Raw genomic sequence first — 23,566 nt, forward strand, 5'->3', positions numbered from 1 at the left:
CACGATGAGCTGCCTGTTCGGCTTCGACGTCGGGACGAAGATCGTCGGCGTCGCCGTCGGCAATCGTCTCACCGGCACCGCGCGGGCCCTCGCGGCCCTCCCCGTGCGCGAGGGCGAGCCCGATTGGCAAGCGCTCGACACCTTGCGGCGCGAATGGCTGCCAGCCGAACTCGTGGTGGGTCTGCCGCTCGACAACGACGGCAAGGAACAACCCATGTCGCGCACCGCGCGCCGCTTCGCCGAGCGCATCGGCGAGCGCTACGGCCTTCCCGTTGCCCTGACCGACGAACGCATGAGCTCGCAGGAAGCCGCACGGCGCTTCGCCGCCGCGCGCGCCGCGGGCACGCGCAAGCGTTCGGACGCGAAGTCGATCGATGCCGAGGCCGCCGCGGTGATCCTGGAGTCGTACCTGGTCCAGGCATGAAACGCGCCGCCGCAGATCTTCCGTATCCATCACCTTGAGGACGTCATGTCACAACGCCTGCGCCATTTGACCACCCTCGACAACGTCCCGCGCGAGACGATCGAACGCCTGCTAGACCGCGCCAACAGCATGCGCGAAGCGACCGCGCACGGTACCCGCAAGCTCGAACTGCTCGCCGGCCGGACGGTACTCAACCTGTTCTTCGAGCCGTCCACGCGCACGCGCACGTCGTTCGAACTCGCCGCGCGCCGCCTCGGTGCCGACGTCGTCAATTTCGACATCGGGTTTTCCTCCACCGCCAAAGGCGAGGAACTGTTCGACACGCTGCATACGCTCGAGGCGATGCATCTCGACACCATCGTGGTGCGGCACAAGGAGTCGGGCACGCCGGAGTCGCTGGTCCGCCACGCGATGAGCGGCGTCGCGGTGGTCAATGCCGGCGACGGCAATCGCGCGCATCCCACCCAGGGCCTGCTCGATGCGCTGACCATCCGCAACCACCATCCGGATTTCCGCAAGCTGCGCATCGTCATCTGCGGCGACGTGCGCCACTCGCGCGTGGCGCGCTCCGACGTGCATGCCTTTACCGCGCTGGGCGCCCGCGACATCCGCATCGTCGGCCCGGCAGCGCTGCTCCCGTCCGAGGGCGAGCTGAGCAACGTGAGCTACCACGACGACTTCGACGAAGCCATCGAGGGCGCGAACGCCGTCATCATGCTTCGCTTGCAGAAGGAGCGCATGGCCGCCACGGACCTGCCGGACGAAGCGGCGTACTTCGAGCGCTTCGGTCTCGACACCCGCCGCCTCGCCCGCGCCGCCAAGGGCTGTCTCGTGATGCACCCGGGCCCGATCAATCGCGGCATCGAGATCGCCCCCGAGGTCGCCGACGGCGCCCAGTCGCGCATCCTCGAACAGGTCGGCAACGGCGTCTTCGTGCGTATGGCGGTCCTGGCCGAGGTCATGGGCCGATAGCCCGCGTAAGAATTTGCGCCGAGGGGGCGCGTCGGACGTCTTACCGTCCGACGCTTCCGGCATAATGGCCGGACCAAGGGACCAACTATATGGGATACAGAATGCGACCGACGAAGCGACTCATCGCGCTCGGCCTCGCCAGCGTGCTGCTGGCGGCCTGCGGCCACAAGGACAAGGACGCGCCTCTGGCTTTCGTGCCAGCGGACACGCCCTACGTCATGGCGAACCTCGACAAACTCGACGACGACGCCTATGAGGCCATCGTCTCGCAGGCCAATACCGAACTTCCCGGTCAGGTCGCGCAGATGAAGTCCCTCGCCCAGGATCTCGAAGCCAAGGGCAACGTGGACGGTGCGCGCCTGCTCAAGGCCTTCGCCGCGGAGTTCGACGGCAAGACGGCCGAGGCCGCGCTGAAGAACATGGGCCTCGACATCAAGACGGGCTCGGCCATTTACGGTCTGGGCCTCAGCCCGGTCGCTCGCGTGGCGCTGGCCGATCCCGCTGCGTGGGACGCCTTCGTCGGCCGCCTCGAAACTGCCTACGGCAAGAAGCTCGACAGCGCAGACGCCGGTGGCCAGGCCTACCGTCACGTGGCCCTGTCCGATTCCGGTCTGCAGCTGGTGATTGCCACCGTGGGCAAACAGGCCGTGGTTTCGCTGCTGCCGGCCGACGCCGCGCAGCCGATGATCCGCCAGGCGCTCGGTGCGGATCGTCCGGAGAAGAACCTGCAGGACGACGGTCGCCTCGCCGACCTCGCCAAGGACAAGGGCTATAAGGATTACGCCGGCCAGCTCGATCTCGTTCGCCTGCTGCCGCTCGTGGCCGCCGGCAAGGACCCGCTGTTCTCGACCTTCCTGAAGCACCAGGCGCAGCAGACTGGCGAGCCGGTACCGGCACTGCCGCCGAGCTGCACCACCGAGGCCAGCCGCATCGCCGCGCGTGTGCCGTCGATCAGCTTCGGCTACACGCGACTGGACATGCACCATCAGGAACAGCGCGTCGACGTGGCACTGGCCGACGACATCACCAAGGCCTTCTCGGGTCTCAAGGTGGAAGTCCCGGGGCTGGGCAAGGAAGCGGACGGTCCGTTCGACGTCTCTCTCGCACTGCCGATGGAACAGATCCGCACGTTCTTCACGGCGCAGGCCGAAGCCGTCGCCGCCAAGCCGTTCGAATGCCCGGCCTTCGCCAGCATGAACGACAGCTTCGCCAAGCTCGGCTCGACGATGCAGCAGGCGGCCATCCCGCCGATCGGCGACATCCGCGGTCTGCGCGTGGTGCTCGACTCGTTTACGCCGGCCGCCGCAGGTCAGCAGATGCCGAAGTTCACTGGCCGCGTACTGCTCGGCACGCGCAATCCGGCGGGCCTCGTCGCGATGGGTCAGGCCATGCTCGGTGGTGACTTCAAGCTCACCGGCGACGGTAAGCCGACGGCGCTTCCGCAGAACATCACCGGCATGCTGGGCATGCCCGGCTGGGCTGCGATGAACGGTCAGGCCATCGTGATCGGCGTGGGCGATGGCGAGGACGCCAAGCTCGACGACATGTTGATGGCCTCCACGGGCGACGCCGGTCGCCTGAGCCGCATGCATCTCAACGGCGACATGTATCGCAACTGGGTGGACCTGATGGCCGACAAGGCACAGTCCTATGCCGATGCGATGAGCCAGGCCGCTGGTGCGGACGGCACCGATGGCGCCGATGGCGCGACCGACGACTCGGCCAAGCAGGCCTCCGCGGCGGATCGCTCCAAGGCGCAATTCGAAGCGATGAAGGCACAGGCTGCCCGCATCGTGCAGGTCTCCGGCGAATCTCACATGGACGAGAAAGGCCTCGTGATTTCCGGCGCGGTCGAATACAAGTAATCCATCGCTACACGTGACAGAAAAAGGCGCTCTTCGGAGCGCCTTTTTCGTTGTATAGCGACCCACGTGCGCACTCGAGGAGGCGTGTACCGCCCTCCCCTGCACAAAGCTGAACAGCCCGAGCGGGCCGGCACGGATCGTTCACGGATGCGCTGTTTCCATAGGCCTCGCGAAACGGCAGCCACAGCGCGTGGCGCCATCGCCATCCATTTTTCAGTGCGAGAAAGGAGTTATCCATGAGCCATGCCAACCTTCGTAAGGCCCTGTTTGCCGCTGCCCTCGTTGCCGGTCTCGGCACGGTTCCCTTCGCGCAGGTCCATGCCCAGGACTCGGCTGCTGCCATGTCGAAGGGTGACAACCAGACGGTCGCCGGCAAGGCCGATGACACCTGGATCACCACCAAGGTGAAGTCCGAGTTCGCTGCCAACAAGTCGGTCAAGGCGACCGATATCTCGGTCAGCACCACCGAAGGTGTCGTTACCCTGACCGGTACGGTCGCCACGGCGAAGGAAAAGAGCCACGCTGAAGCGATCGCCAAGAAGATCAAGGGCGTGAAGAGCGTCGATGCGAGCGGCCTGACCGTCTCCGCCGCTGCCAAGTAAAAAAGAGTAAATGTGGGAGCCGCTATAGCGGCGAGAAGCCAACGAAGCGGCGAAGCAGCGAAGCCTGTTCCCCACCGCTACAGCGGCGAGAAGCCCACGAAGCCGTGAAGCGGCGAGGTATGTTGCCTTGCCCTTGTAGCGGCGAGATGTAAGAGGAGCCGCGTAGCGGTGAGGTATGTTCCCTCGCCGCTATAGCGGCTCCTACTTTTTTCAGCGATGCAGCATGCCGCCGAAGGTGTTGCGATCGGTGGTCTTGTCGATCTCCACGCCTTCCAGACCTTGCGACAGCGTATGCGCGTCGCCGCCCTGGGCGAGCTTGATGCGCAAGCGCACTTCGTTGGAGCTGTCCGCGTGGCGCAGGGCGTCCTCGTAGGAGATCTCGCCCTGGTGGTACAGCTCCACGAGGCTCTGGTCGAACGTGCGCATGCCAAGCTGGTTGGAATCGCGCATCAGTTCCTTGAGCTTGTGGACCTCACCCTGGCGGATGTAATCCTGGGCGAGCGGCGTACCGAGCAGCACTTCCACCGCCACGCGACGTGCCTTGCCATCGGGCGTCGGAATGAGCTGCTGCGCCACGATGCCTTTCAGGTTCAGCGAGAGATCCATGAAGAGCTGCTGGCGCCGATCTTCGGGGAAGAAATGCAGGATGCGATCCAGCGCCTGGTTGGCGTTGTTCGCATGCAGCGTACACAGGCAGAGGTGACCGGTTTCGGAGAAGTTGATCGCATGCTCCATGGTCTCCCGCGTGCGCACCTCGCCGATCATGATCACGTCGGGTGCCTGGCGCAGCGTGTTCTTCAGCGCGTTTTCCCAGCTGTCGGTATCGATGCCGAGTTCGCGCTGGGTGATGATGCAGCCCTCGTGCTTGTGCACGTACTCGATCGGATCCTCGATCGTGATGATGTGTCCCGTCGAGTTCTGGTTACGGTAGCCGATCATCGACGCGAGCGAGGTGGACTTACCGGTACCGGTACCGCCTACGAAGATGATGATGCCGCGCTTGGTCATCGCCAGTTGCTTGATGATCGGCGGCAGGTTCAGTTCTTCCGGCGTCGGGATCTTCGATTCGATCCGGCGCAGCACCATGCCCACGCAATTGCGCTGGTAAAAGCACGACACGCGGAAACGACCGATGCCCGAGGCACTGATCGCAAACTGGCACTCGTGGGTCTTTTCGAATTCCTCGCGCTGCGCAGGCGTCATCACGTTCAGCACCATGTCGCGCGACTGCTGCGCGGACAGCGGGCTCTGGGTGATGGGGACGATACGCCCCTGCACCTTCATGGAAGGTGCCACGCCAGCAGTGATGAACAAGTCCGATGCCTGCTTGTGCACCATCAGCTTGAGAAATGAGGTGAAATCGAAGTCGCTCATCGGAAGTCCGTAAGTTGGCCCCGGCTGCGCCGGGGCGTCGTGAAGCGTGAACCGTAAGCTAGCCCCTTTCGCCCCAGCTTACTCTTTCCAGCGGCCTTCGGCCGCGACTCCCAGGCCCAAAAGGCCGCTAGCGGAAGCCTTCCTTGTTCTTCGCGTAGGTCGAGGCTTCCTGGCGGGTGATGAGGCCGCGCTTCACCAGGTCGGCCAGGTTCTGATCCAGGGTCTGCATGCCGTACTGCTGGCCGGTCTGGATGGAGGAATACATCTGCGCGACCTTGTCCTCGCGGATCAGGTTACGGATCGCGGGAATACCCACCATGATCTCGTGTGCCGCCAGTCGCCCGCCGCCCACCTTCTTCAGCAGCGACTGGGAGATCACTGCGCGCAACGATTCGGAGAGCATCGAGCGGACCATCGGCTTCTCGCCTGCCGGGAACACGTCGATGATGCGGTCGATGGTCTTCGCCGCGGACGACGTATGCAGCGTGCCGAACACCAGATGCCCCGTCTCGGCGGCGGTCAGGGCGAGGCGAATGGTTTCCAGATCGCGCAACTCACCGACCAGGATGTAGTCCGGATCTTCGCGCAGCGCCGAGCGCAGCGCCTCGTTGAAGCCATGCGTGTCGCGATGCACCTCGCGCTGGTTCACCAGACACTTCTGAGAGGTATGCACGAATTCGATCGGATCCTCGACGGTGAGGATATGGCCGTATTCGGTCTTGTTGACGTGATCGACCATGGCGGCCAGCGTCGTGGACTTGCCCGAGCCGGTAGGGCCCGTCACGAGAATGAGGCCCTGCGGCTGCTCGATCAGCTCGCGGAAAATCTTCGGCGCACCGAGGTCTTCCAGGGTCAGCACCTCGGATGGAATGGTACGGAACACGCCGCCCGCGCCACGGTTGTGGTTGAAGGCGTTGACGCGGAAGCGGGCCAGGCCCGGAATCTCGAACGAGAAGTCGACTTCGAGGAATTCCTCATAGTCGCGCCGCTGCTTGTCCGACATGATGTCGTAGATCAGCGAATGGACCTGCTTGTGTTCCAGAGCCGGGATGTTGATGCGCCGGACGTCGCCGTCGACGCGAATCATCGGCGGCAGACCCGCGGAAAGGTGCAGGTCGGAGGCCTTGTTCTTCACGGAGAAGGCAAGGAGTTCGGCGATATCCATTGTGGTCCCCTGTCTTGGTCGGCATAGGTAACCATGCCCGGGGGGCCGCGACAAGGGACACACCCGCCGCGGCTCCGTATATCCTTCCAGGTTGTGAACGTCGTCGCCCACGGAGCACATACCCCATGAATCGGATCGCCTTCATCGGCGGCGGCAACATGGCCACCGCCTTGATCGCCGGGATGATCCGCCACGGCGCCCAGCCGGGCGGCATCGCGGTCTCGGAACCGCGCGCGGAAGCCCTGCAGGAGCTTTCCCGCGAGTATGGGGTGGCAACCTATACCGACAACCTGGACGCCGCGGAAGGCGCTGCCATTCTGGTTCTGGCGGTGAAGCCGCAGATGCTGGCCGAGGTATGCCGGAACCTGCGGCCGGCGGTCCAGAAGTACCGCCCCCTGGTGATCTCCATTGCCGCCGGCATCCGTGTGCACCAGATCGAGCGCTGGCTCGACGCGGCGCTTCCGGTGGTGCGCTGCATGCCCAATACGCCGGCCATGGTCAGCGCGGGCGCCACGGCGCTCTATGCCAATGCGCGGGTCAGCGCGCCACAGCGCGCCGAGGCCCAGCACGTGCTGGATGCTGCCGGCCTCACCGTGTGGGTTCCCGACGAGGAACAGCTCGACATCGTCACCGCCCTGTCCGGCTCCGGACCGGCCTATTTCTTCCTGCTGGTGGAAGCACTGGAAAACGCCGCCTACGACCAGGGTCTGTCGCGCGAAACCGCACGAGCCCTTGCGGCGCAGACGGCGTTCGGCGCCGGCCGGATGCTGGTCGAAAGTGGCGAAAGCGCAGCGACGCTGCGCCAGCGCGTCACCTCGCCGAATGGCACCACCCAGGCCGCGCTGGACAGCTTCCGCGCGGACCACTTCCCGGCCATCGTGGCACGTGCCGTGGACGCGGCACGCCGCCGTGGCCGCCAACTTTCCGAAGACATGGAATCCATGCTGTGAATTACCTGACCAATGCCGGCGTGCTGCTACTGCAGTTCGCCTTCGGAGCGCTCGTGACGCTGTTCGTGCTGCGGCTGCTCGCCGAGGCCAACCGCGCCGACTTCAACAACCCGATCTGCCAGTTCCTCTACCGTTTCACCAACCCCGTACTGCGTCCGCTGCGAAAGGTGCTGCCGCCGGTGCGCCGGGTGAACACGGCGGCGCTGCTGATCATCCTGGCGCTGGAAGGCCTGAAGGTCGTGCTGATCGTCGCCCTCGCAGGATTTGCTCCCGCGCCGCTTGGCGTGCTGGTGGCTGCCGTGGCCGAGACGCTCGACTTCTTCCTGCTGACCTGGATCGTGCTGGTCTTCGTCTGGTCGATCATGAGCATGCTCTCGACGGACCGCTATCACCCCGTGGCGCGACTGGTTTCCAGTCTGGCCGAGCCGCTGGTGCGCCCACTGCGTGGCCGACTCACGATCGGTGGGCTGGATTTCTCCCCCACGGCGGTGCTGCTGGGCTTGTTCCTGGCTCGCATCCTTGTGGCGCAGCCACTGTCGGACTGGGCCACGCGACTGCTGCTCGGCGCCTGACGCGTCATGGCACTCGCCGCAAGGCGAGTGCCAACGTACGACGAGCTAGCGACCGCCGAGGCGGCGCGCGTCCGTCACGTTCGGCAACGCCGACAGCCGCCCGAGCAGCGTCGAGAGCTGTTCGTAATCCTTGACGCGCAAGGTGAACCGCATCTCCACTTCGCCGGTGCGCACCTGCACGCGGCTGGACGACGCGACGATGTGCGGCCCCACGTTATTGATCGTGGTGGCGACGTCTTTTTGCAGGCCTTTCCGGTCGTAGCCGCGCAGCTCTACGTCCACTTCGTAGTTCTGCACGTCCACCCTGCCCCAGCTCACCTCGATCACGCGATCGGGATCGCGGCGTGCGAGGCGAGCGAGCGATACGCAGTCCGCGCGATGCACCGACACCCCACGACCACGGGTGATGAAACCGCGCACGGGATCGCCCGGTAAAGGCTGGCAGCAACGCGCGAGCGTCGTGAGCAAGTTGCCCACGCCTTCGATGGACAGTGCCCCGCGATCGTGTTGCGCGGCACGCGACGCCACCGGATTGCCCGACTGCGTGATCTCCGGCTCCACGGGCTCCTGTAGCGAACGGGCCACCTGGCCAAGCGTGACCTCGCCAAGCGCCACCGTGACGTACAGCTCGTCCACGCTCTTCAGGCGGAATTGGGCGGCAAGCTTCGCCAGATCGACGTCGTCGAGCGCCAGACGGCGCAGTTCCTTCTCCAGCGCCGCCTTGCCGGCCACGACGTTCGCCTCATGGGCCTCGCGACGGAACCACGCGCGCACCTTTTCCCGCGCACGCGAGGTCGTCAGGTAGCCATGATGCGTGGAAAGCCAGTCGCGGCTCGGCTCGGAGACCTTCGTGGTGAGGATCTCCACGCGATCGCCGCTGCGCGGCTGCGTCGACAGGGGCACGATGCGGCCGTTGACCTTCGCGCCGCGGCAGCGGTGCCCGACCTCGGTATGGATGTGATACGCGAAGTCGAGCACCGTGGCGCCGCGCGGCATGTCCACCACTTCGCCCTTCGGCGACAGCACGTAGACGCGATCTTCCATCAATTCGGTTTCGAACCCGGCCGCCAGTTCAGCTTCGTCCTCGCCGCGCGGTTCCAGCAGCTTGCGCATCCACGCGATCTTGGCCTCGAATTCGGCGTCCGCACCGCCGCCTTCCTTGTAGCGCCAGTGCGCGGCGACACCGAGTTCGTTCGCGCGGTGCATCTCGTGCGTACGGATCTGCACTTCGAGTGTCTTGCCTTCCGGACCGAGCACGGCCGTATGCAGCGAGCGATAACCGTTGCCCTTGGGTCGTGCGATGTAATCGTCGAACTCGCCCGGCAGATGCGGCCACAGGCTGTGCACGAGACCGAGGGCGGCGTAGCAGTCCGCCACGCTGTCCACGAGGATACGCACGGCACGGATGTCGTAGAGGTCGGAAAACTCCAGCCCCTTTTTCTTCATCTTCTTCCAGATCGAGAAGATGTGCTTCGGTCGTCCGGCGAGGTCGGCGCGGATACCCGCGCCTTCAAGCAGGACGCGCAACTGCGCGAGGCTGGTGGTGATGAAGCGTTCGCGGTCGGCGCGGCGCTCGTCGAGCAGGCGCGCGATACGCCGGTAGGTGTCCGGTTCGAGATAACGGAAAGCGAGGTCTTCCAGCTCCCACTTCAACTGCCAGATACCCAGACGATTGGCCAGCGGCGCGTGGATGTCCGAGGTCAGTTGCGCCAGTTCACGGCGCTCGTGGTCAGGCAACGCCATGGCCGTACGCATGGCAGCGAGTTGCCGCGCCAGCAGCACGAAGACCACGCGAAGATCGCGAATGATCGCCAGCAGAAGGCGGCGCAAGCCTTCGGCGCCGCTGCGCGGACCGTGCTGCGCGTGCAGGGCCCAGACCTTCTCCGCCTCGCCCTGCCCTTCGACCAGCCGGCGCAACGAGGGTCGCCAGGTTTTCGCGGCCTCGTCGGTCGCACCGGGCACGCCACAGGAAAGCGCGAACCACAACGCCGACGCGCAGGTCTCGTCGTCGCATCCAAGCGAGCGCAACAGCTCGATCACCGTCTCGACTTCGGCACGGGCAGTCACCGGCAGTGCGGCGCACGCCTCCCGCGCCTGCTCGGTCAACGGCATCGCCTGGTCCTTCACCTCCGCCGGGAGGGTCCCGCTCATGGCCTGCCTCCGTTCATCGTGCCGCCTGCGCCGCTTCCAGCGCCCGGGCGAGCCGCTTCGCCGATACCGGTTCGGCCGTCTTCAATTCCTGCGCAAACAACGAGACACGCCACTCTTCGAGCAGCCAACGCAGCTCGCCCCAGATGCCGTCGTTCAATCCCGTGCCGCCTGCGTTGAGCAGAGCACGCCAGTACGGCAGCACTTGCAGCATACGCGACTGGTCGCGTGCCGGGTCCTGACGCAGCCTTTCGCCGCGCAGGCGCATGGCGCGGAGGTAGCGAGGGAAGTGGGTGAGACGATCCAGCGGGAGTTCGCGCAGGAAACCGGGCTGCACCAGCGCCGCCAGTTGTTCCCTGAGGTCGTCGTAGCTCGCCTTGGCAAAGCCCATCAACGGCGGCTCCATCCACGGTTTCAGTTCCGCCTGCGCCTCGATGATCGGCTCGGCCAGCTTGAGTCGGGCCATGGCCGCACCGAACAGCTCCCGCGCCAGCTCGGCGCGCAACGCCTCGAACGTCGACTGGGTACGCACCTGCAACGACCGGCGTGCCACCAGATCGGCGAAGCCCCCTTCGACCAGATCCTCGCGAAGGCCGTCGATGCTGCCCAGCGGCGCATATTTCAGCGAAAGCGGATTGGCGATGGGCAGTTGGCGCCGTGCCCGCTTGAACTCGGGCGACAGCGCCTGCCGCAGCAAGCGCTCGACGCCGCCGACGTGCGCCTCGGCCGCCTCGTCGGCGCGCTCGAAAACTCGCAGCGCCACCGCTTCGCCGAGATCCACCAGCGCCGGATACGCCTGGAGGCCAGCGTCGGAACGCACGGCTTCCGGTATGGCGTCGAAATCCCACGCAACGATGCCCTCGCGCGTGAGTTCGACGTCCGTCTTGCGCGAGAACGCCTCGCGCGCCTTGCTTTCCCAACGTGTGCGAATCTGCGCCAGATCGCGGCCCTCGGCCACGCTGCGCCCGTCTTCGTCATGCACGCGATAGCGCATCAGCAGATGGGGCGGCAACTCCGCATCGGCGAACGCGTCCGCCCCCACGTCCACACCCGTGGTGCGCTTGAGGAAGGACGCGAGGGCCGCCCTCAGCGGCTCGTCGCGCGGCGCTTCCGCCTCGACGAAGGCGCGGGCGAAGTCCGGCGCCGGCACGAAATTGCGACGCAGCGCCTTGGGCAGCGTGCGGATCAACTCGGCGACCTTGTCGGCCAGCAGGCCGGTCACGAGCCAGTCGCCGCGCGCCGTCGGCAACGCGTTGAGGAACGCGAGCGGCACGTGCATGGTGACGCCGTCGGCGGGATCGCCCGGCACGAAGCGGTATTCGAGCCGGTAACGGTGCTGGCCAATCTCCAGCGAGGCGGGAAACGCCTTCGGATCGAGGCCGGCACCGGTATCCATGACATCAGCCAGCGTCCAGCGCAAGGCCGCCTGTTCCGATGGCGAGGCCTTGCGGTACCACGCATCCAGCGCACGCGTATCGGCAACGCTCTCGGGCAGCTTGCCGTCGAAAAAGGCCGCTAGGTCTTCGTCCGAGCGCAACAGACCCGCGCGGCGCTGCTTCGCCTCGATGTCGTGGGCCTGCTCCAGAACGCGCGCGTTCGCGCGCACGAAATCGGCGCGACTGTCGAGGTCGGCGCGAACCAGCGCCTCGCGCACGAAGATCTGATGAGCCAGTGCGGGATCCTGGCGGCGGAAGGTCACCGGGCGACGCTCGACCAGCACCAGCCCGAACAGCGTGACCTGTTCGTAGGCCACCACGGTGCCGCGCTTGCGCGACCAGTGCGCATCGCGCGCCGTCGATCGCACCAGATGGCCCGCCTGCGACTCGATCCAGGCCGGATCGACGCGCGCGCACATCATGGCCCACACCTTGCCGCCGATATCGATGATCTGCGCGGCGAAGATCCAGGCCGGCGGCGACTTGGCCAGCGCCGAACCGGGAAACACCTGGAAGCGACGCTCGCGTGTGCCGCGATAGACGCCCTTCTCGTCCTTGTGGCCGACCTGCGTCGGCAGGCCGGCTAGCAGGCTGCGGTGGACGGCTTCGAAGAGCGCGTCGCCTTCGGGGCGCGCGGGCGTTGCCGCGCCCTCCGACCAGGCGAGATCGCGCATGACCAGCACCAGTTGCCGGTGCAGTTCACGCCACTCACGCATGCGCATGAAACTCAGGAAATGCCGCGAGCACCAGTCGCGCAGCTTCGACGACGTGAGTTCCTCGGCGGCCTCCAGATAGGCCTTCCAGAGGTTCAGCACGCCGACGACATCGGACTTGGGGTCGGCGAACTGCGCGTGCGCAGCATCGGCCTGCCCACGGGCGTCGGGCGGCCGCTCGCGGGGGTCTTGAATACTGAGGAAGGCCACGACGGTGGTGAGTTCGGCGAGGCTGCCGAGCCGGCGCGCTTCCACCAGCATGCGCGCAAGCTGCACGTCGATGGGCAGCCGCGCCACGGTACGGCCGATCTCGGTCAGGCGGCGGTCTTCGCCGATCGCGCCGATCTCCGCCAGGCGCCGGTAACCGTCCGCGACGACGCGCGGATCGGGAGCTTCGAGGAACGGGAAATCCTCCACCTCGCCCAGATCCAGCGCGAGCATGCGCAGGATGACGTTCGCGAGCGAGGAACGCAGCAGTTCCGGGTCCGTGTATTCCGGACGCAGGACGAAGTCGGCTTCCTCGTACAGGCGATAGCAGATGCCGGGGCCCACGCGGCCGCAGCGGCCCTTGCGTTGGTTGGCAGCGGCTTGCGAGATGGGTTCGACATGCAACCGCTCGAGCTGGCCACGCTGGCTGTAGCGTTTGACGCGTGCCGTGCCCGAGTCCACCACGTAACGGATGCGCGGCACGGTCAGCGAGGTTTCCGCCACGTTCGTGGCGAGCACGATGCGACGCTTCGGACCCGGCCGGAACACGCGGTCCTGTTCGTTGGCCGACAGCCGCGCGTAGAGCGCCAGCACCTCGGTTTCCCGGTACTGCCTTCGCGACAGCAGCAGGTGCGCGTCGCGGATCTCGCGCTCGCCAGGCAGGAAGACCAGCACGTCGCCGCGCGGGTCCTCCCGGGTGATCTCGTCCATGGCGTCGGCGATCTGCTGGGCAAGATTGCCCTCGACCCGCTCGCCGGGCGGCCGGTAGCGGACCTCGACGGGATAGGTGCGTCCCTCGACCGCCACGACGGGGGCGCCACCGAAATGCTCGGCAAAGCGCTCGGTATCGATGGTGGCCGACGTGACGATGATCTTCAGCTCGGGCCGACGCACGGCGAGGCGCTTCAGATACCCCAGCAGGAAATCGATGTTGAGGCTGCGCTCGTGGGCCTCGTCGATGATGATCGTGTCGTAGGCGGACAGCCAGGGATCGGACTGCGTTTCGGCAAGCAGGATACCGTCGGTCATGAACTTGACCAGCGCCTGGTCGGACACCTTCTCGGTGAAGCGGACCTGGAAGCCCACCTTGTCGCCCAGCGGCGTGCCGAGTTCCTCCGCCACACGAGTCGCCACCGAGCGTGCGGCGAGCCGGCGGGGCTGGGTGCAGCCGATCATGCCCGCCTCGCCACGCCCGGCGGCAAGGCAGAGCTTGGGGAGCTGGGTAGTCTTGCCCGACCCGGTTTCGCCCGCGATCACCACGACCTGGTGCTTGCGGATCAGCTCGACGATGTCGTCGGCACGGGCGGCGATGGGCAGCGAGGCATCGACCGCGATGGCAGGCTTGGACGCGGCGCGGGCCGCGCGGCGCGCGGCCGAGACGGCGATATCGGCCTCCAGCGCCTGCAGCTTGCCGCTGTCCGGCTTGCGCGACAGCGCGCGCCAGCGGCCCAGGAGCCGGCCGAAGTCGCGGCTGGCGACCCTGTCGAGCGCGTCGCGCAGCTGGCGCAGGCGCGGATCGGGGGAGGAAGATCGGGCGGGGCTTGTGGAGGTACTCATGGGAACGCCAATAATAGCGTGCGCCTATCAACGGCATTGGAACGTTTCATTTCCTCTCGCCGTCTCCGTTCGTTAGCATTTTCGCTGTAAAGATCCGAGAAAATCCAAGGAGAATCGCAACATGGCCATCGATATCGGCATTGCCAAGAAGGACCGCGAGGCGGTCGCCAAGCATCTTTCCAAGCTGCTGGCTGACACCTATTCCCTGTATCTGAAGACCCACAACTTCCACTGGAACGTGACCGGGCCACAGTTCAACAGCCTGCATGCCATGTTCGAGACCCAGTACAACGCGCTGTGGCTGGCCGCAGACGAGGTGGCCGAGCGCATCCGCATCCTCGACGTGTTCGCACCGGGCTCCTACAGCCAGTTCGGCAAGCTGACCTCGATCAAGGAAGAGACCGGCGTACCCGACTGGAAAGATATGGTTGCCCAACTGGTGGAAGGCCACGAGATCGCCGCCGCTACCTCACGCGACACGATCAAGGCCGCCGACGCCGCCGGCGACGAGGGCACGGCCGACATGGTCACCGGTCGCCTGAAAGACCACGAGAAGACCGCATGGATGCTTCGCTCGCTGCTGAAATAAGCGCACATCCGACGCGCGTGCGCCCCGTTTCCCTGGGGCGCACGCCACCCTTCGGTCAGACCGACGCTGAGTTCAGCCTGACCGGACAGCCCGCTGCGCGTTGAGCCGTCACGCCCCGTTCGTTAAGCTCCCCCGGTTACCTCATTGATGTCATTCGGGGGCCGACCGGTCCGGGGATTGTTTTGAGCGCTGCCACGACGACCGAACGAAGCCATCCGATCCTTGCCGCGCTGATCCTCGCGATCCTCGTGGCGGCCCTGAATGTGGGCCTCTGGCTGGTAGCCAACCTGCCCAACGGACCGGACGACTGGCACGGCCCGATACCGGGTTTCGCCTTCACGGCCTACCAGCGCTACCAGAATCCGATGAAGGGCGACGTTTCGACCGACCCCGAAATCGACAGCGACCTGCGCCTCATCAAGCGCTACTCGCCGCGCATCCGCACCTACTCCATGCTGGAAAACCCCCAGGTCGTGCGCCTGGCGGACAAGGAAGGCCTGGACGTCATGGCCGGCGCGCAGATCGATACCCGCCTCGAGAACAACGAGCGCGAGATCGAGGCGCTGATCGCCCAGGCCCACCGCTATCCGAAGACCATCAGTCGCGTGATCGTGGGTAACGAGGTGCTGTTCCGCGGCGACCTGAAGCCCGAGCAGGTCATGTCCTACCTCGACCGCGTGCGCGCCGCCGTGCAGCAGCCGGTCTCGGTGGCCGAGCCGTTCCACGTCTGGGTGCAGAATCCCGAACTCGCCGACCACGTGGATTTCATCACGGTCCACCTGTTCCCCTACTGGAACGGCATCGAGGCGAAGGCGGGCGTCAACGATTCGGTCGAGAGCTACAAGGCGCTGCGCGCCGAATTCCCCGGCAAGCACATCACCATCGGCGAAATCGGCTGGCCGTCCAACGGCGACCGCTACAAGTACGCCTATCCCAGCGTCTCCAACGAAGCGATCTTCCTGCGCACGTTCTTCAACCAGGCCAAGGCCAACGGCATCGACGACTATTACGTCCTCGAAGCCATCGATCAGCCGTGGAAGGAAAACCTGGGCGAGGGCCGCACTGGCGCCTACTGGGGCATGTTCAACGCGGACCGCCAGTTGAAGTTCCCCTTCACGGGCCCGGTGACCGAGGACGTGGGCTGGCCGTGGAAGGCCTTCGCCGCCTCCCTGCTCGCGTTCTTCCCGATGCTTTGGTTCGGCATCCGTTTCAACCGCTTCAAGCTCGCCGGCCGCCTGTTTTTCATGGCGCTGATCCAGCTTGCCTGTGGCCTGATCGTCTGGTCGGCGACGCTACCGTTCAATTTCTACCTGAGCCCGTTCGACTGGGCGATGCTGATCCTGCTGTTCCCGGCGCAGATCGCCATTCTCGGCATCCTGCTCATCAATGGCTTCGAATTCACCGAAGTGCTCTGGCGACGCGGCTGGGTGCGCCACGCCGGCATGCTTCCGGCCGATCCGGTGGAGAAGCAGCCGTTCGTGTCCATCCACCTCGCCTGCCACAACGAGCCGCCGGAAATGGTCCAGATCACGCTGGACTCGCTGGCCGCGCTGGACTACGAGAACTTCGAAGTCCTGGTCCTGGACAACAACACCAAGGACCCAGCGGTATGGAAGCCGGTGGAGGAATACTGCAAGCAACTGGGTCCGAAGTTCCGCTTCTTCCATCTCGAACCCTGGCCGGGCTACAAGGCCGGTGCACTGAACTTCGGCCTCACCGCCACTGACGAACGCGCGGAAGTGGTGGCGGTGATCGACGCCGACTACGTGGTGCGCGCGGACTGGCTCTCGACGCTCACCGGCTATTTCCACGACGCCAAGGTGGCCGTGGTGCAGTGCCCGCAGGCCCACCGCGATTTCGAAAAGAACCGCTTCCGCCGCATGACGGCATGGGAATACGACGGCTTCTTCCGTATCGGCATGCACCATCGCAACGAGCGCAACGCCATCATCCAGCACGGCACCATGACGATGGTCCGGCGTTCCGCGTTGGAAGGCACGGGCGGCTGGTCGGAGTGGACCATCTGCGAAGACGCGGAGCTTGGTCTGCGCCTCATGCACGCCGGCTACGAGCTCGTCTACGTCGACGAGTTGATGGGCAAGGGCCTCACGCCTGCGGACTTCAAGGCATACAAGAGCCAGCGCTATCGCTGGGCCTTCGGCGCCATGCAGATTCTCAAGGGCCGCTGGAGCTGGATGACGCGCAAGGGCCCGCTTTCGGCCGGCCAGCGCTTCCACTTCCTCACCGGCTGGTTCAGTTGGTTCGCCGACGCGCTGCACTTCGTCTTCACGATGATGGGCCTGCTTTGGACTGCCGGCATGATCTACGCGCCGGAATACTTCAACCTGCCGATGCAGTTGTTCCTGATCCCCGTCATCGGCTTCTTCTTTGCCAAGGCGATATTCGGCATCGTGCTCTATCGGGCGCGGGTCCCATGCGGTTGGTACGACACGCTCATGGCCTCCGTCGCCAGCATGGGCCTCTCGCACGCCATTGCGCGCGGCATTCTTCACGGCCTCACTCGCGAGAAGACCGCTTTCGTCGTCACGGCCAAGAGTCGCCGCATGGGTGGCAGCAGCTTTGCCGCTTTCGCGCCGGTACGTGAGGAAGGTCTCATGGCGATCGCCCTGCTCCTGGCGGTGATCGGCATGGCCTTGCACTACGGCACGAACTACGTCGAAAGCGAACTGTGGATGTTCATCCTCGCTGCACAGTCCATACCGTACGTGTCTGCACTGGTGGGCGCGTGGATCGCTCATCGCGCGGGTGACGAGGCAGGCTGAGCGTTCGTTCACATTCGTGTATCGACCTGCCGCGCTACGCGCGGTAACTTACGGTTGATCTGACGTCGGGAGGCGATGGACGCCTCTCGCTGGCGGTCGCACCGCGCGGCCTTCGAATCACGACCGGAACGGGACGCTCATGCGCCTAACCAGACGCCATGGACTGCTGCTTCTGCCGTGGTTCCTGCTTCCATCGATCTCCCACGCGGGGATCGTGCTTCATGTCGACGGCGTCGACGAAAACCTGACGAACGCCGTGCGGGCGAACGTGGAGCTGAGCCAATACGCGCAGCGCGACGTCACCGCCGCGCAGGTCCGTCGTCTCTACGAAAAGGCACCCGACGAGGTGCAGGCGGCATTACGGCCCTACGGCTATTACGAAGCGACGGCCACCGGCGACCTCAAGCAGGTGGGTACGAACTGGGATGTCACGCTGCACGTGGTGCCCGGCACGCCGGTGAAGGTCACCGCCGTCCAGGTGAACATCGACGACGTCGCGGGAAAGGTTCCGGCCGTGCGTCGCGCGCTGCGTGGCGTCACCGGCCTGAAGGACCAGCAGCTCAATGACGGTGCCTACGACGGCGCGCGCGACGCCGTCAGCGGCGCGCTGACCGCCACCGGCTTTCTCGACGCCAAGCTCACCGTGCACACGGTGGAAGTGAATCGCGCCGAGCACAGCGCGGCCGTCAAGCTGACCTGGGACGCCGGACCGCGCTATCGCTACGGGCAGATCCATTTCAAGAACTCGCAGTTTCGCGACGGTTTTCTGGATCGCTACGTGCCGTTCAAGAGCGGCGACTATTTTAATCAGTCCCAGTTGCTCGAACTGCAGCAGGCCCTGAACGGCGCCGACTACTTCGCCGTCGTCAACGTCATACCCGATACCGACGACGCCAAGGACGGCACGATCGACATCAACGTGGAACTGGCCCCGGCCAAGCGCACGATCTACACCGGCGGCCCGTTCTTCGGCACCGATACCGGGGCCGGCCTGCGTGGCGGTATCGAAAAGCGCTGGATCAACGATCGCGGACACAAGTGGAAGAACGAGCTGGTGCTCGCACAGCGCCTGAAGACGCTGTCAACGCTGTACCAGATTCCGATGCCCGGCCCCAACCAGCGCAGCTTCAACTTCGGCGCCAATTTCCGCGACGCGGACACGGTGACCTCGAAGTCGCGCACCCTGCAACTGGTCGCGAACGAAACGCGCCTCTGGCACGGCTGGCAGCGGACCATCGGCATCAATGCGCTCTCCGGCACATTCACTGTCGGCAAGCGCGGTGGCGAGGGCGACAACGCCGAAGGTCTCGAGCGCGGCCGCAGCACGCTGCTCTACCCCGAGGTGAGCCTGAGCCGCAAGAAGGGCGACAATCCCACCTTCGTCCGCAGTGGTTGGTCCATCACGGTCACCGGCCGCAGCACCGCGGGTCCTCTGCTCTCGGACGCGAGCTTCTCGCAGCTCATCGGCGACGTGAAATGGATCCGCTCGTTCTGGGGTAACAACCGCCTCATCCTGCGCGGCAGTGCCGGCAAGATCTGGACCAGCAATTTCAGCGCGTTGCCGCCACAACTGCGTTTCTTCGCCGGTGGCGACCGTTCGGTGCGTGGTTACGACTACGAGAGCATTGGTCCGCGCAATGTCTATGGGCGCGTGATCGGCGGCGAAGGCTTGCTGGTCGGCAGCACCGAGGTCGAACACTACTTCACTCGGAACTGGGGCATGGCCGCGTTCGTCGACGCCGGTAACGCCTTCACCGGCACCGATTACAGCCCTCGCGTCGGCGCGGGCCTGGGTGTGCGCTGGCTGTCCCCCGTGGGCATGATCCGCTTCGACGTCGCGGTACCGGTCGGCGACAAGAACGAACACGGCATCCATCTGCACGTCGTCATCGGGCCCGACCTGTGAGGAGCACCGGCATGAAATGGTTGATCCGCGTCGGCATGGGTCTTGGTGTGCTGCTGGTTGTCGTTGCGCTGGGCGTGTGGTGGCTCGTAGGGACTGCGTCGGGCCTGCGCTTCGCGCTCGCGCGCGCGCAGGCGTTCACCAACGGCGCACTGACCGTGCAGGAGGCGCACGGCCGTCTCGCCGGACCCCTCGATCTCGCTGGCGTGCGTTACCGCGATGGCAGCGGCATGGACGTACGCGTCGCAAAGGCGCATCTCGACAGCTCGCTCGGCTCGCTCCTGCGCCGCCGCGCGCATGTCTACGATCTGTCGGCAGATGGCATTGCCGTGGAACTCGGCCCCACCTCCACCGAACTGGACAGCCCCGCGCAGCCCTTCTCGCTGAAGCCGCCGCTGGACATCGTTCTCGACCGGGTGAAGATCGGACGCGTCCAGGTCACGCAGCAGGGTCAGACGCTGTTCTCGTCGAACTCGCTGGACCTCGCCGGCTCGTGGACGAGCGAAGGCATCGCGTTGCGATCGCTGGCCTTGCGCTCGGACGACGGACACGTCGATCTCGGCGGTACGCTCGCCATCGGCAACGGATACAAGGGCGACGGCAAGGCAGGCTTCCGCTGGAAGCTGGGTGACATTGATTACGCGGGCACGATCGAGGCGCATAGCGACGGCGCGAAGGCGCATACCCTCGTGAACCTCACCCTGCCTTTCGTGGCGCAGGTAGACGCCAATCTCGTGCAAAGCGGCGATTTCCCGTGGGACGCGAAGATCGACGCGCCGCGTTTCGATCCGAAGCCGCTGCTGGGTGACAGCTCGCTCACGTCGCTCGGGCTTGCCTTGCAAGGTTCCGGCGACCGCTATGGTGCCAACCTCACCGGCGACGTGGACCTCAACGACTACCGCGTGCGTCTGGCACCCATCAAGGGCGAGTTCGATCACGCGTACAAACGCCTCACGCTAGACGAATTGACCGTGGGTTCGCCGCAGGTACGGGGATCGTTGACCGCGAAGGGAACAGTAGACGTCGCGGCACAACCGGTGTCCGCCGATCTTGCCCTGCACTGGACGGACGTCCTCGTGCCGGCCAACGTCGCGGGACAGGATCTCGCGAGCACGGGCCGTCTTACCTTCAAGGGCAGCGCAGAGGCCTATCACGCTGCTGGCGACGTCGATATCGGACCGCCCGGCCAGGTCGGTACGTTCACGCTCGATGTCGACGGCACGCCCCGACTCGTCACCTTGCACAACGTGCAGTTGAAACAACCGAAGGGTCAACTGGGAGCCCGCGGCACGCTCACGCTGCAGCCCGCCCTGGCATGGAATCTCGACGTGACCGGCGAGCGCTTCGATCCTGGCCAGCTGTTCGCGGAGTGGCCGGGCGCACTCGACCTCGACCTCAACACTGAAGGACAGATCGTACAGGATGAGCCGATTGGTACGTTCGACCTGCGCAAGCTGGACGGCACCCTTCGCAAGCGCCCGCTGCGCGGCAACGGCAAGCTGACACTCAAGCCGCATACGGTCGTCAACGGACAGCTCGACCTCGCTTCCGGTGGCAGCACCATTCGTCTCGACGCGCGCGGCGAGACCTCCAACGACGCGACGCTGAAACTTGCCATCGCCTCGCTCGGCGATTGGCTTCCCGACGCGGGTGGCCGCGTCAACGGCGACATCTCGGCCAAGGGCATCCCACCCAAGCTCGCCGTCAAGGCCAACCTCCGCGGCAATGCCATCGTCTACGCCGACCAGAAAGTCGACGCGCTCACGGTGGATGCCGACATTCCGGACATCAGTGCGCCCGGTGGCAAGCTCGATGTCGCCGGCACGGGTGTGGTAAGTGGCGGACTGGTGTTCGACCGCGTTGCCATCGCCGCCGACGGCAATCAGGAACGTCACCAGCTAAGCGTCTCCGCCAAGGGACGCCAGCTTTCGGCCGACCTGCGCCTTACCGGCGCCATGAAGAACGACGCGTGGAACGGCACGCTGTCCGCGCTGAACATCGACTACCAGGGCCTGCCCCCGTGGCGCCTGCAGGGCCCGAGCCAGCTCGCCTGGAACCAGGGCGCCGCGAGCATGAGCGACCTCTGCCTTACCGCAGGTGAGCCGCTGCTCTGCGTGGCAGCGAAGCAAGACAAGGGCGGCAACCTCGACGCGAGCTACCGCCTGCGCCGCGTACCGCTGGCGTTGCTGATGACCGCAGCCGAAGCGTCGAACAGCCCGATGCGCGCGGACGGCATCATCGAAGGCGATGGCAATGTGCGCCGCACGGCGGCCGGCGCGCTGTCCGGTCAGGCCACGATCACCTCGGCCCACGGTTCGGTGGCGTATGCGGATCGCACGGATCGACCGCTCGTCGTCTATGACAACCTCACGGCAAATGCGCAACTCGCACCCGACAACCAGCGCGTGATCCTGCGCGCCGCACTGAACGACGGCGGCAGCCTGGACGGCGACGTCACCGTCCGCGGCGCGCAACAGGCGCTCGGCGGAAACGTATCGCTGCGACTGAAGAACCTTTCGGTCATCGAACTCTTCACTACCGAACTCGCGGACGTGAAAGGCGCGCTGGACGCGCAGTTCAATCTGGGCGGCACCGTCGCCTCGCCCGCCATCACGGGACGTGCCGTCGTGGACGGATTCGCCGCGGAGGTGCCCAGTGCGGGCCTCAAGTTGAAGGACGGGCGGCTTGCCATCGATACAACCGACGCCAAGAACTATCTCGTGGACGGTACCGTGCGCTCCGGCGAGGGCAGCCTGTCCATCAAGGGCAACGCCGCGCTCGGCGCGGGCGCACAGATGCGACTCGGCATCGAAGGCTCCAAATTCACCGCCGTGGACATCCCTGCCGCGAAAGCGGTCGTGTCGCCGAACGTGACCATCGTGCAGGATGCCAAGGGCATGAACGTCAGCGGCAAGGTCAACATCGACATGGCCGACGTGAACGTCGAACGCCTACCCGGTGCAGGTGCCACCAAGGCGTCGCCGGATATCGTGGTGGTCGACGACGCGCAACGCGAAGCCGCGGAAGAATCCGCCCCCATCAGCGCCGATATCCGCGTCGATCTCGGACAGAAGGTGCATCTCGTCGGCTTCGGCATCGACGGTCGCATCACCGGGCAGCTCGACGTGCGCGAACGCCCAGGTCGCGCCACGACCGGACAGGGCCAGATCGGCGTCGACGGTACCTACAAGGCCTACGGCCAGGACCTGCGCATCGAACAAGGCCAGCTGCTGTTCGCCACCACGCCCATCGACAATCCGGGTCTGAACATCCGCGCCGCACGCACGCTCAATCCCAACGCCACCATCGACGAAGGCCAGAAGGTCGGTCTCTACGTATCGGGCACCGCACGTCGCCCGATCCTCACGGTGTTCTCCAACCCCGTGATGGAACAGTCCGACGCCCTCTCCTACCTCGTGACGGGCAAGCCCCTGTCACAGGTCAAGGGTGGCGAAGGCAACATGGTAGGCGCCGCGGCCCAGGCACTCGGCTCCGCCGCGGGCGATCTGCTCGCCAAGAGCGTGGGCTCCAAGATCGGCATCGACGACATCGGCGTCAGCAACAACGATGCCCTGGGCGGAACCTCCGCATTCACCGTGGGCAAGTACCTCTCGCCGCGACTCTATCTGAGCTACGGCGTCGGCCTCTTCGATCCCGGCCAGGTCATCACCCTGCGCTACCTGTTCAGCCGCCGCTGGAACTTCGAGGCGCAGAACGCGACGGATTTCAGCCGCGCGAGCTTGAACTATCGGTTGGAGCGGTAGTCAAGCCAGCGTCTCGGGATCAGCGTGGACGTCGATTCTGCGACGATTGAATTTAAGTACCGCTCTCACAAGAGCCGAGCAAGTTCGTGCTGATTGCGCGAACTCGCCAAATGCAGGCCCACTTAGTAACGCCTACCGGCGGCGAGACATATTCCTACACGCGAAGATGGCGCCGCCCGCGGGTGTCTGCACTGACGAGCTGGTGAAATGACACCTCCGCACAACACGTGCAATCAAGGAGGAAACAACCATGCGCGATCTGACCCATGAAGAACTTGCCTGCGTGAGCGGCGGCCAGATGAATCGTGTCGAGTTCTGTATCGGGGCTACTTCGCTGCTCTTCGGTGGCGCGGGCGCTGTCATCGGCGGCTCGGGGACTTTCGGATTTGGGGCCGGGATCGGCTTTAGCGCTGGCTTTGGTGTGGGAAGTGCCGTGGGACAGATGGCCTGCTCCTCGTTCTTCGCCCCCTGAACATGGATCCTTGGTCCACACTCGTTATTACGGGAAGCATCATCGGCATCCTTGTCAAACATAACCTGGC

General features: G+C 65.5%; 15 protein-coding genes. 11 read left to right on the forward strand and 4 right to left on the reverse strand.

Features of this window, described 5'->3' with window-relative positions:
- Positions 1–4 precede the first annotated feature (4 nt).
- The 4 genes from ruvX (at position 5) to IM816_RS13185 (ending at position 3,863) form a co-directional block, all read left to right on the forward strand.
- Complete coding sequence (gene ruvX / locus IM816_RS13170) at positions 5–424, forward strand: Holliday junction resolvase RuvX (protein WP_250340762.1); 420 nt, start codon at positions 5–7, stop codon at positions 422–424.
- 45 nt (positions 425–469) lie between these two features.
- Positions 470–1,396 (forward strand): aspartate carbamoyltransferase catalytic subunit, encoded by a 927-nt coding sequence (locus IM816_RS13175; RefSeq protein WP_072321672.1) that lies wholly within the window; start codon positions 470–472, stop codon positions 1,394–1,396.
- Between the two features lie 101 nt (positions 1,397–1,497).
- Entirely contained in the window at positions 1,498–3,261 is a 1,764-nt protein-coding gene (locus IM816_RS13180; protein ID WP_250338427.1) for a hypothetical protein, read from the forward strand.
- 236 nt (positions 3,262–3,497) lie between these two features.
- Entirely contained in the window at positions 3,498–3,863 is a 366-nt protein-coding gene (locus tag IM816_RS13185; RefSeq protein WP_250338428.1) for a BON domain-containing protein, read from the forward strand.
- A gap of 210 nt (positions 3,864–4,073) precedes the next feature.
- Here IM816_RS13185 and IM816_RS13190 read toward each other — a convergent pair whose 3' ends face one another.
- Both IM816_RS13190 and IM816_RS13195 read right to left on the reverse strand, forming a co-directional pair.
- Positions 4,074–5,237 (reverse strand): PilT/PilU family type 4a pilus ATPase, encoded by a 1,164-nt coding sequence (locus IM816_RS13190; RefSeq protein ID WP_072321675.1) that lies wholly within the window; start codon positions 5,235–5,237, stop codon positions 4,074–4,076.
- A 127-nt stretch (positions 5,238–5,364) separates the two neighbouring features.
- On the reverse strand, positions 5,365–6,402 hold the full coding sequence (locus IM816_RS13195) for a type IV pilus twitching motility protein PilT (protein ID WP_072321676.1): 1,038 nt from the start codon (positions 6,400–6,402) through the stop codon (positions 5,365–5,367).
- A 125-nt stretch (positions 6,403–6,527) separates the two neighbouring features.
- Between IM816_RS13195 and proC the strand changes: the two genes are divergently transcribed.
- Both proC and IM816_RS13205 read left to right on the forward strand, forming a co-directional pair.
- A complete protein-coding gene (gene proC, locus IM816_RS13200) occupies positions 6,528–7,352 on the forward strand; it encodes a pyrroline-5-carboxylate reductase (RefSeq protein ID WP_072321677.1) in 825 nt (274 codons plus the stop codon).
- The gene (locus tag IM816_RS13205; protein WP_250338429.1) at positions 7,349–7,924 is read left to right on the forward strand and encodes a YggT family protein; all 576 of its coding nucleotides are present in this window, start codon (positions 7,349–7,351) and stop codon (positions 7,922–7,924) included. Before proC ends, IM816_RS13205 begins: the two co-directional genes overlap by 4 nt.
- 45 nt (positions 7,925–7,969) lie before the next feature.
- Here IM816_RS13205 and IM816_RS13210 read toward each other — a convergent pair whose 3' ends face one another.
- Both IM816_RS13210 and hrpA read right to left on the reverse strand, forming a co-directional pair.
- Positions 7,970–10,075, reverse strand: coding sequence for a bifunctional (p)ppGpp synthetase/guanosine-3',5'-bis(diphosphate) 3'-pyrophosphohydrolase (locus tag IM816_RS13210; protein ID WP_250338430.1), 2,106 nt, complete (start codon positions 10,073–10,075; stop codon positions 7,970–7,972).
- A 13-nt stretch (positions 10,076–10,088) separates the two neighbouring features.
- Positions 10,089–13,985, reverse strand: coding sequence for an ATP-dependent RNA helicase HrpA (gene hrpA, locus IM816_RS13215; protein WP_250338431.1), 3,897 nt, complete (start codon positions 13,983–13,985; stop codon positions 10,089–10,091).
- A 121-nt stretch (positions 13,986–14,106) separates the two neighbouring features.
- On the opposite strand from hrpA, the gene IM816_RS13220 reads away from it, so the two are divergent.
- The 5 genes from IM816_RS13220 (at position 14,107) to IM816_RS13240 (ending at position 23,496) form a co-directional block, all read left to right on the forward strand.
- Positions 14,107–14,574: a Dps family protein gene (locus IM816_RS13220; protein ID WP_072321681.1), complete on the forward strand. Its 468-nt coding sequence runs from the start codon at positions 14,107–14,109 to the stop codon at positions 14,572–14,574.
- 182 nt (positions 14,575–14,756) lie between these two features.
- Positions 14,757–17,357, forward strand: a complete 2,601-nt coding sequence (locus IM816_RS13225) for a glycosyltransferase (protein WP_425602579.1) — start codon at positions 14,757–14,759, stop codon at positions 17,355–17,357.
- Between the two features lie 139 nt (positions 17,358–17,496).
- Positions 17,497–19,263 carry an autotransporter assembly complex protein TamA gene (locus IM816_RS13230; RefSeq protein WP_250338432.1) on the forward strand — a complete coding sequence of 589 codons (1,767 nt, stop codon included), beginning with the start codon at positions 17,497–17,499 and terminating at the stop codon, positions 19,261–19,263.
- 11 nt (positions 19,264–19,274) lie between these two features.
- On the forward strand, positions 19,275–23,024 hold the full coding sequence (locus IM816_RS13235) for a translocation/assembly module TamB domain-containing protein (RefSeq protein ID WP_250338433.1): 3,750 nt from the start codon (positions 19,275–19,277) through the stop codon (positions 23,022–23,024).
- Positions 23,025–23,274: 250 nt separating this feature from the next.
- Complete coding sequence (locus IM816_RS13240) at positions 23,275–23,496, forward strand: hypothetical protein (protein ID WP_250338434.1); 222 nt, start codon at positions 23,275–23,277, stop codon at positions 23,494–23,496.
- Positions 23,497–23,566: the final 70 nt, after the last annotated feature.

The sequence above is a fragment of the Luteibacter flocculans genome, from assembly GCF_023612255.1.
GTDB classification, from domain to species: domain Bacteria; phylum Pseudomonadota; class Gammaproteobacteria; order Xanthomonadales; family Rhodanobacteraceae; genus Luteibacter; species Luteibacter flocculans.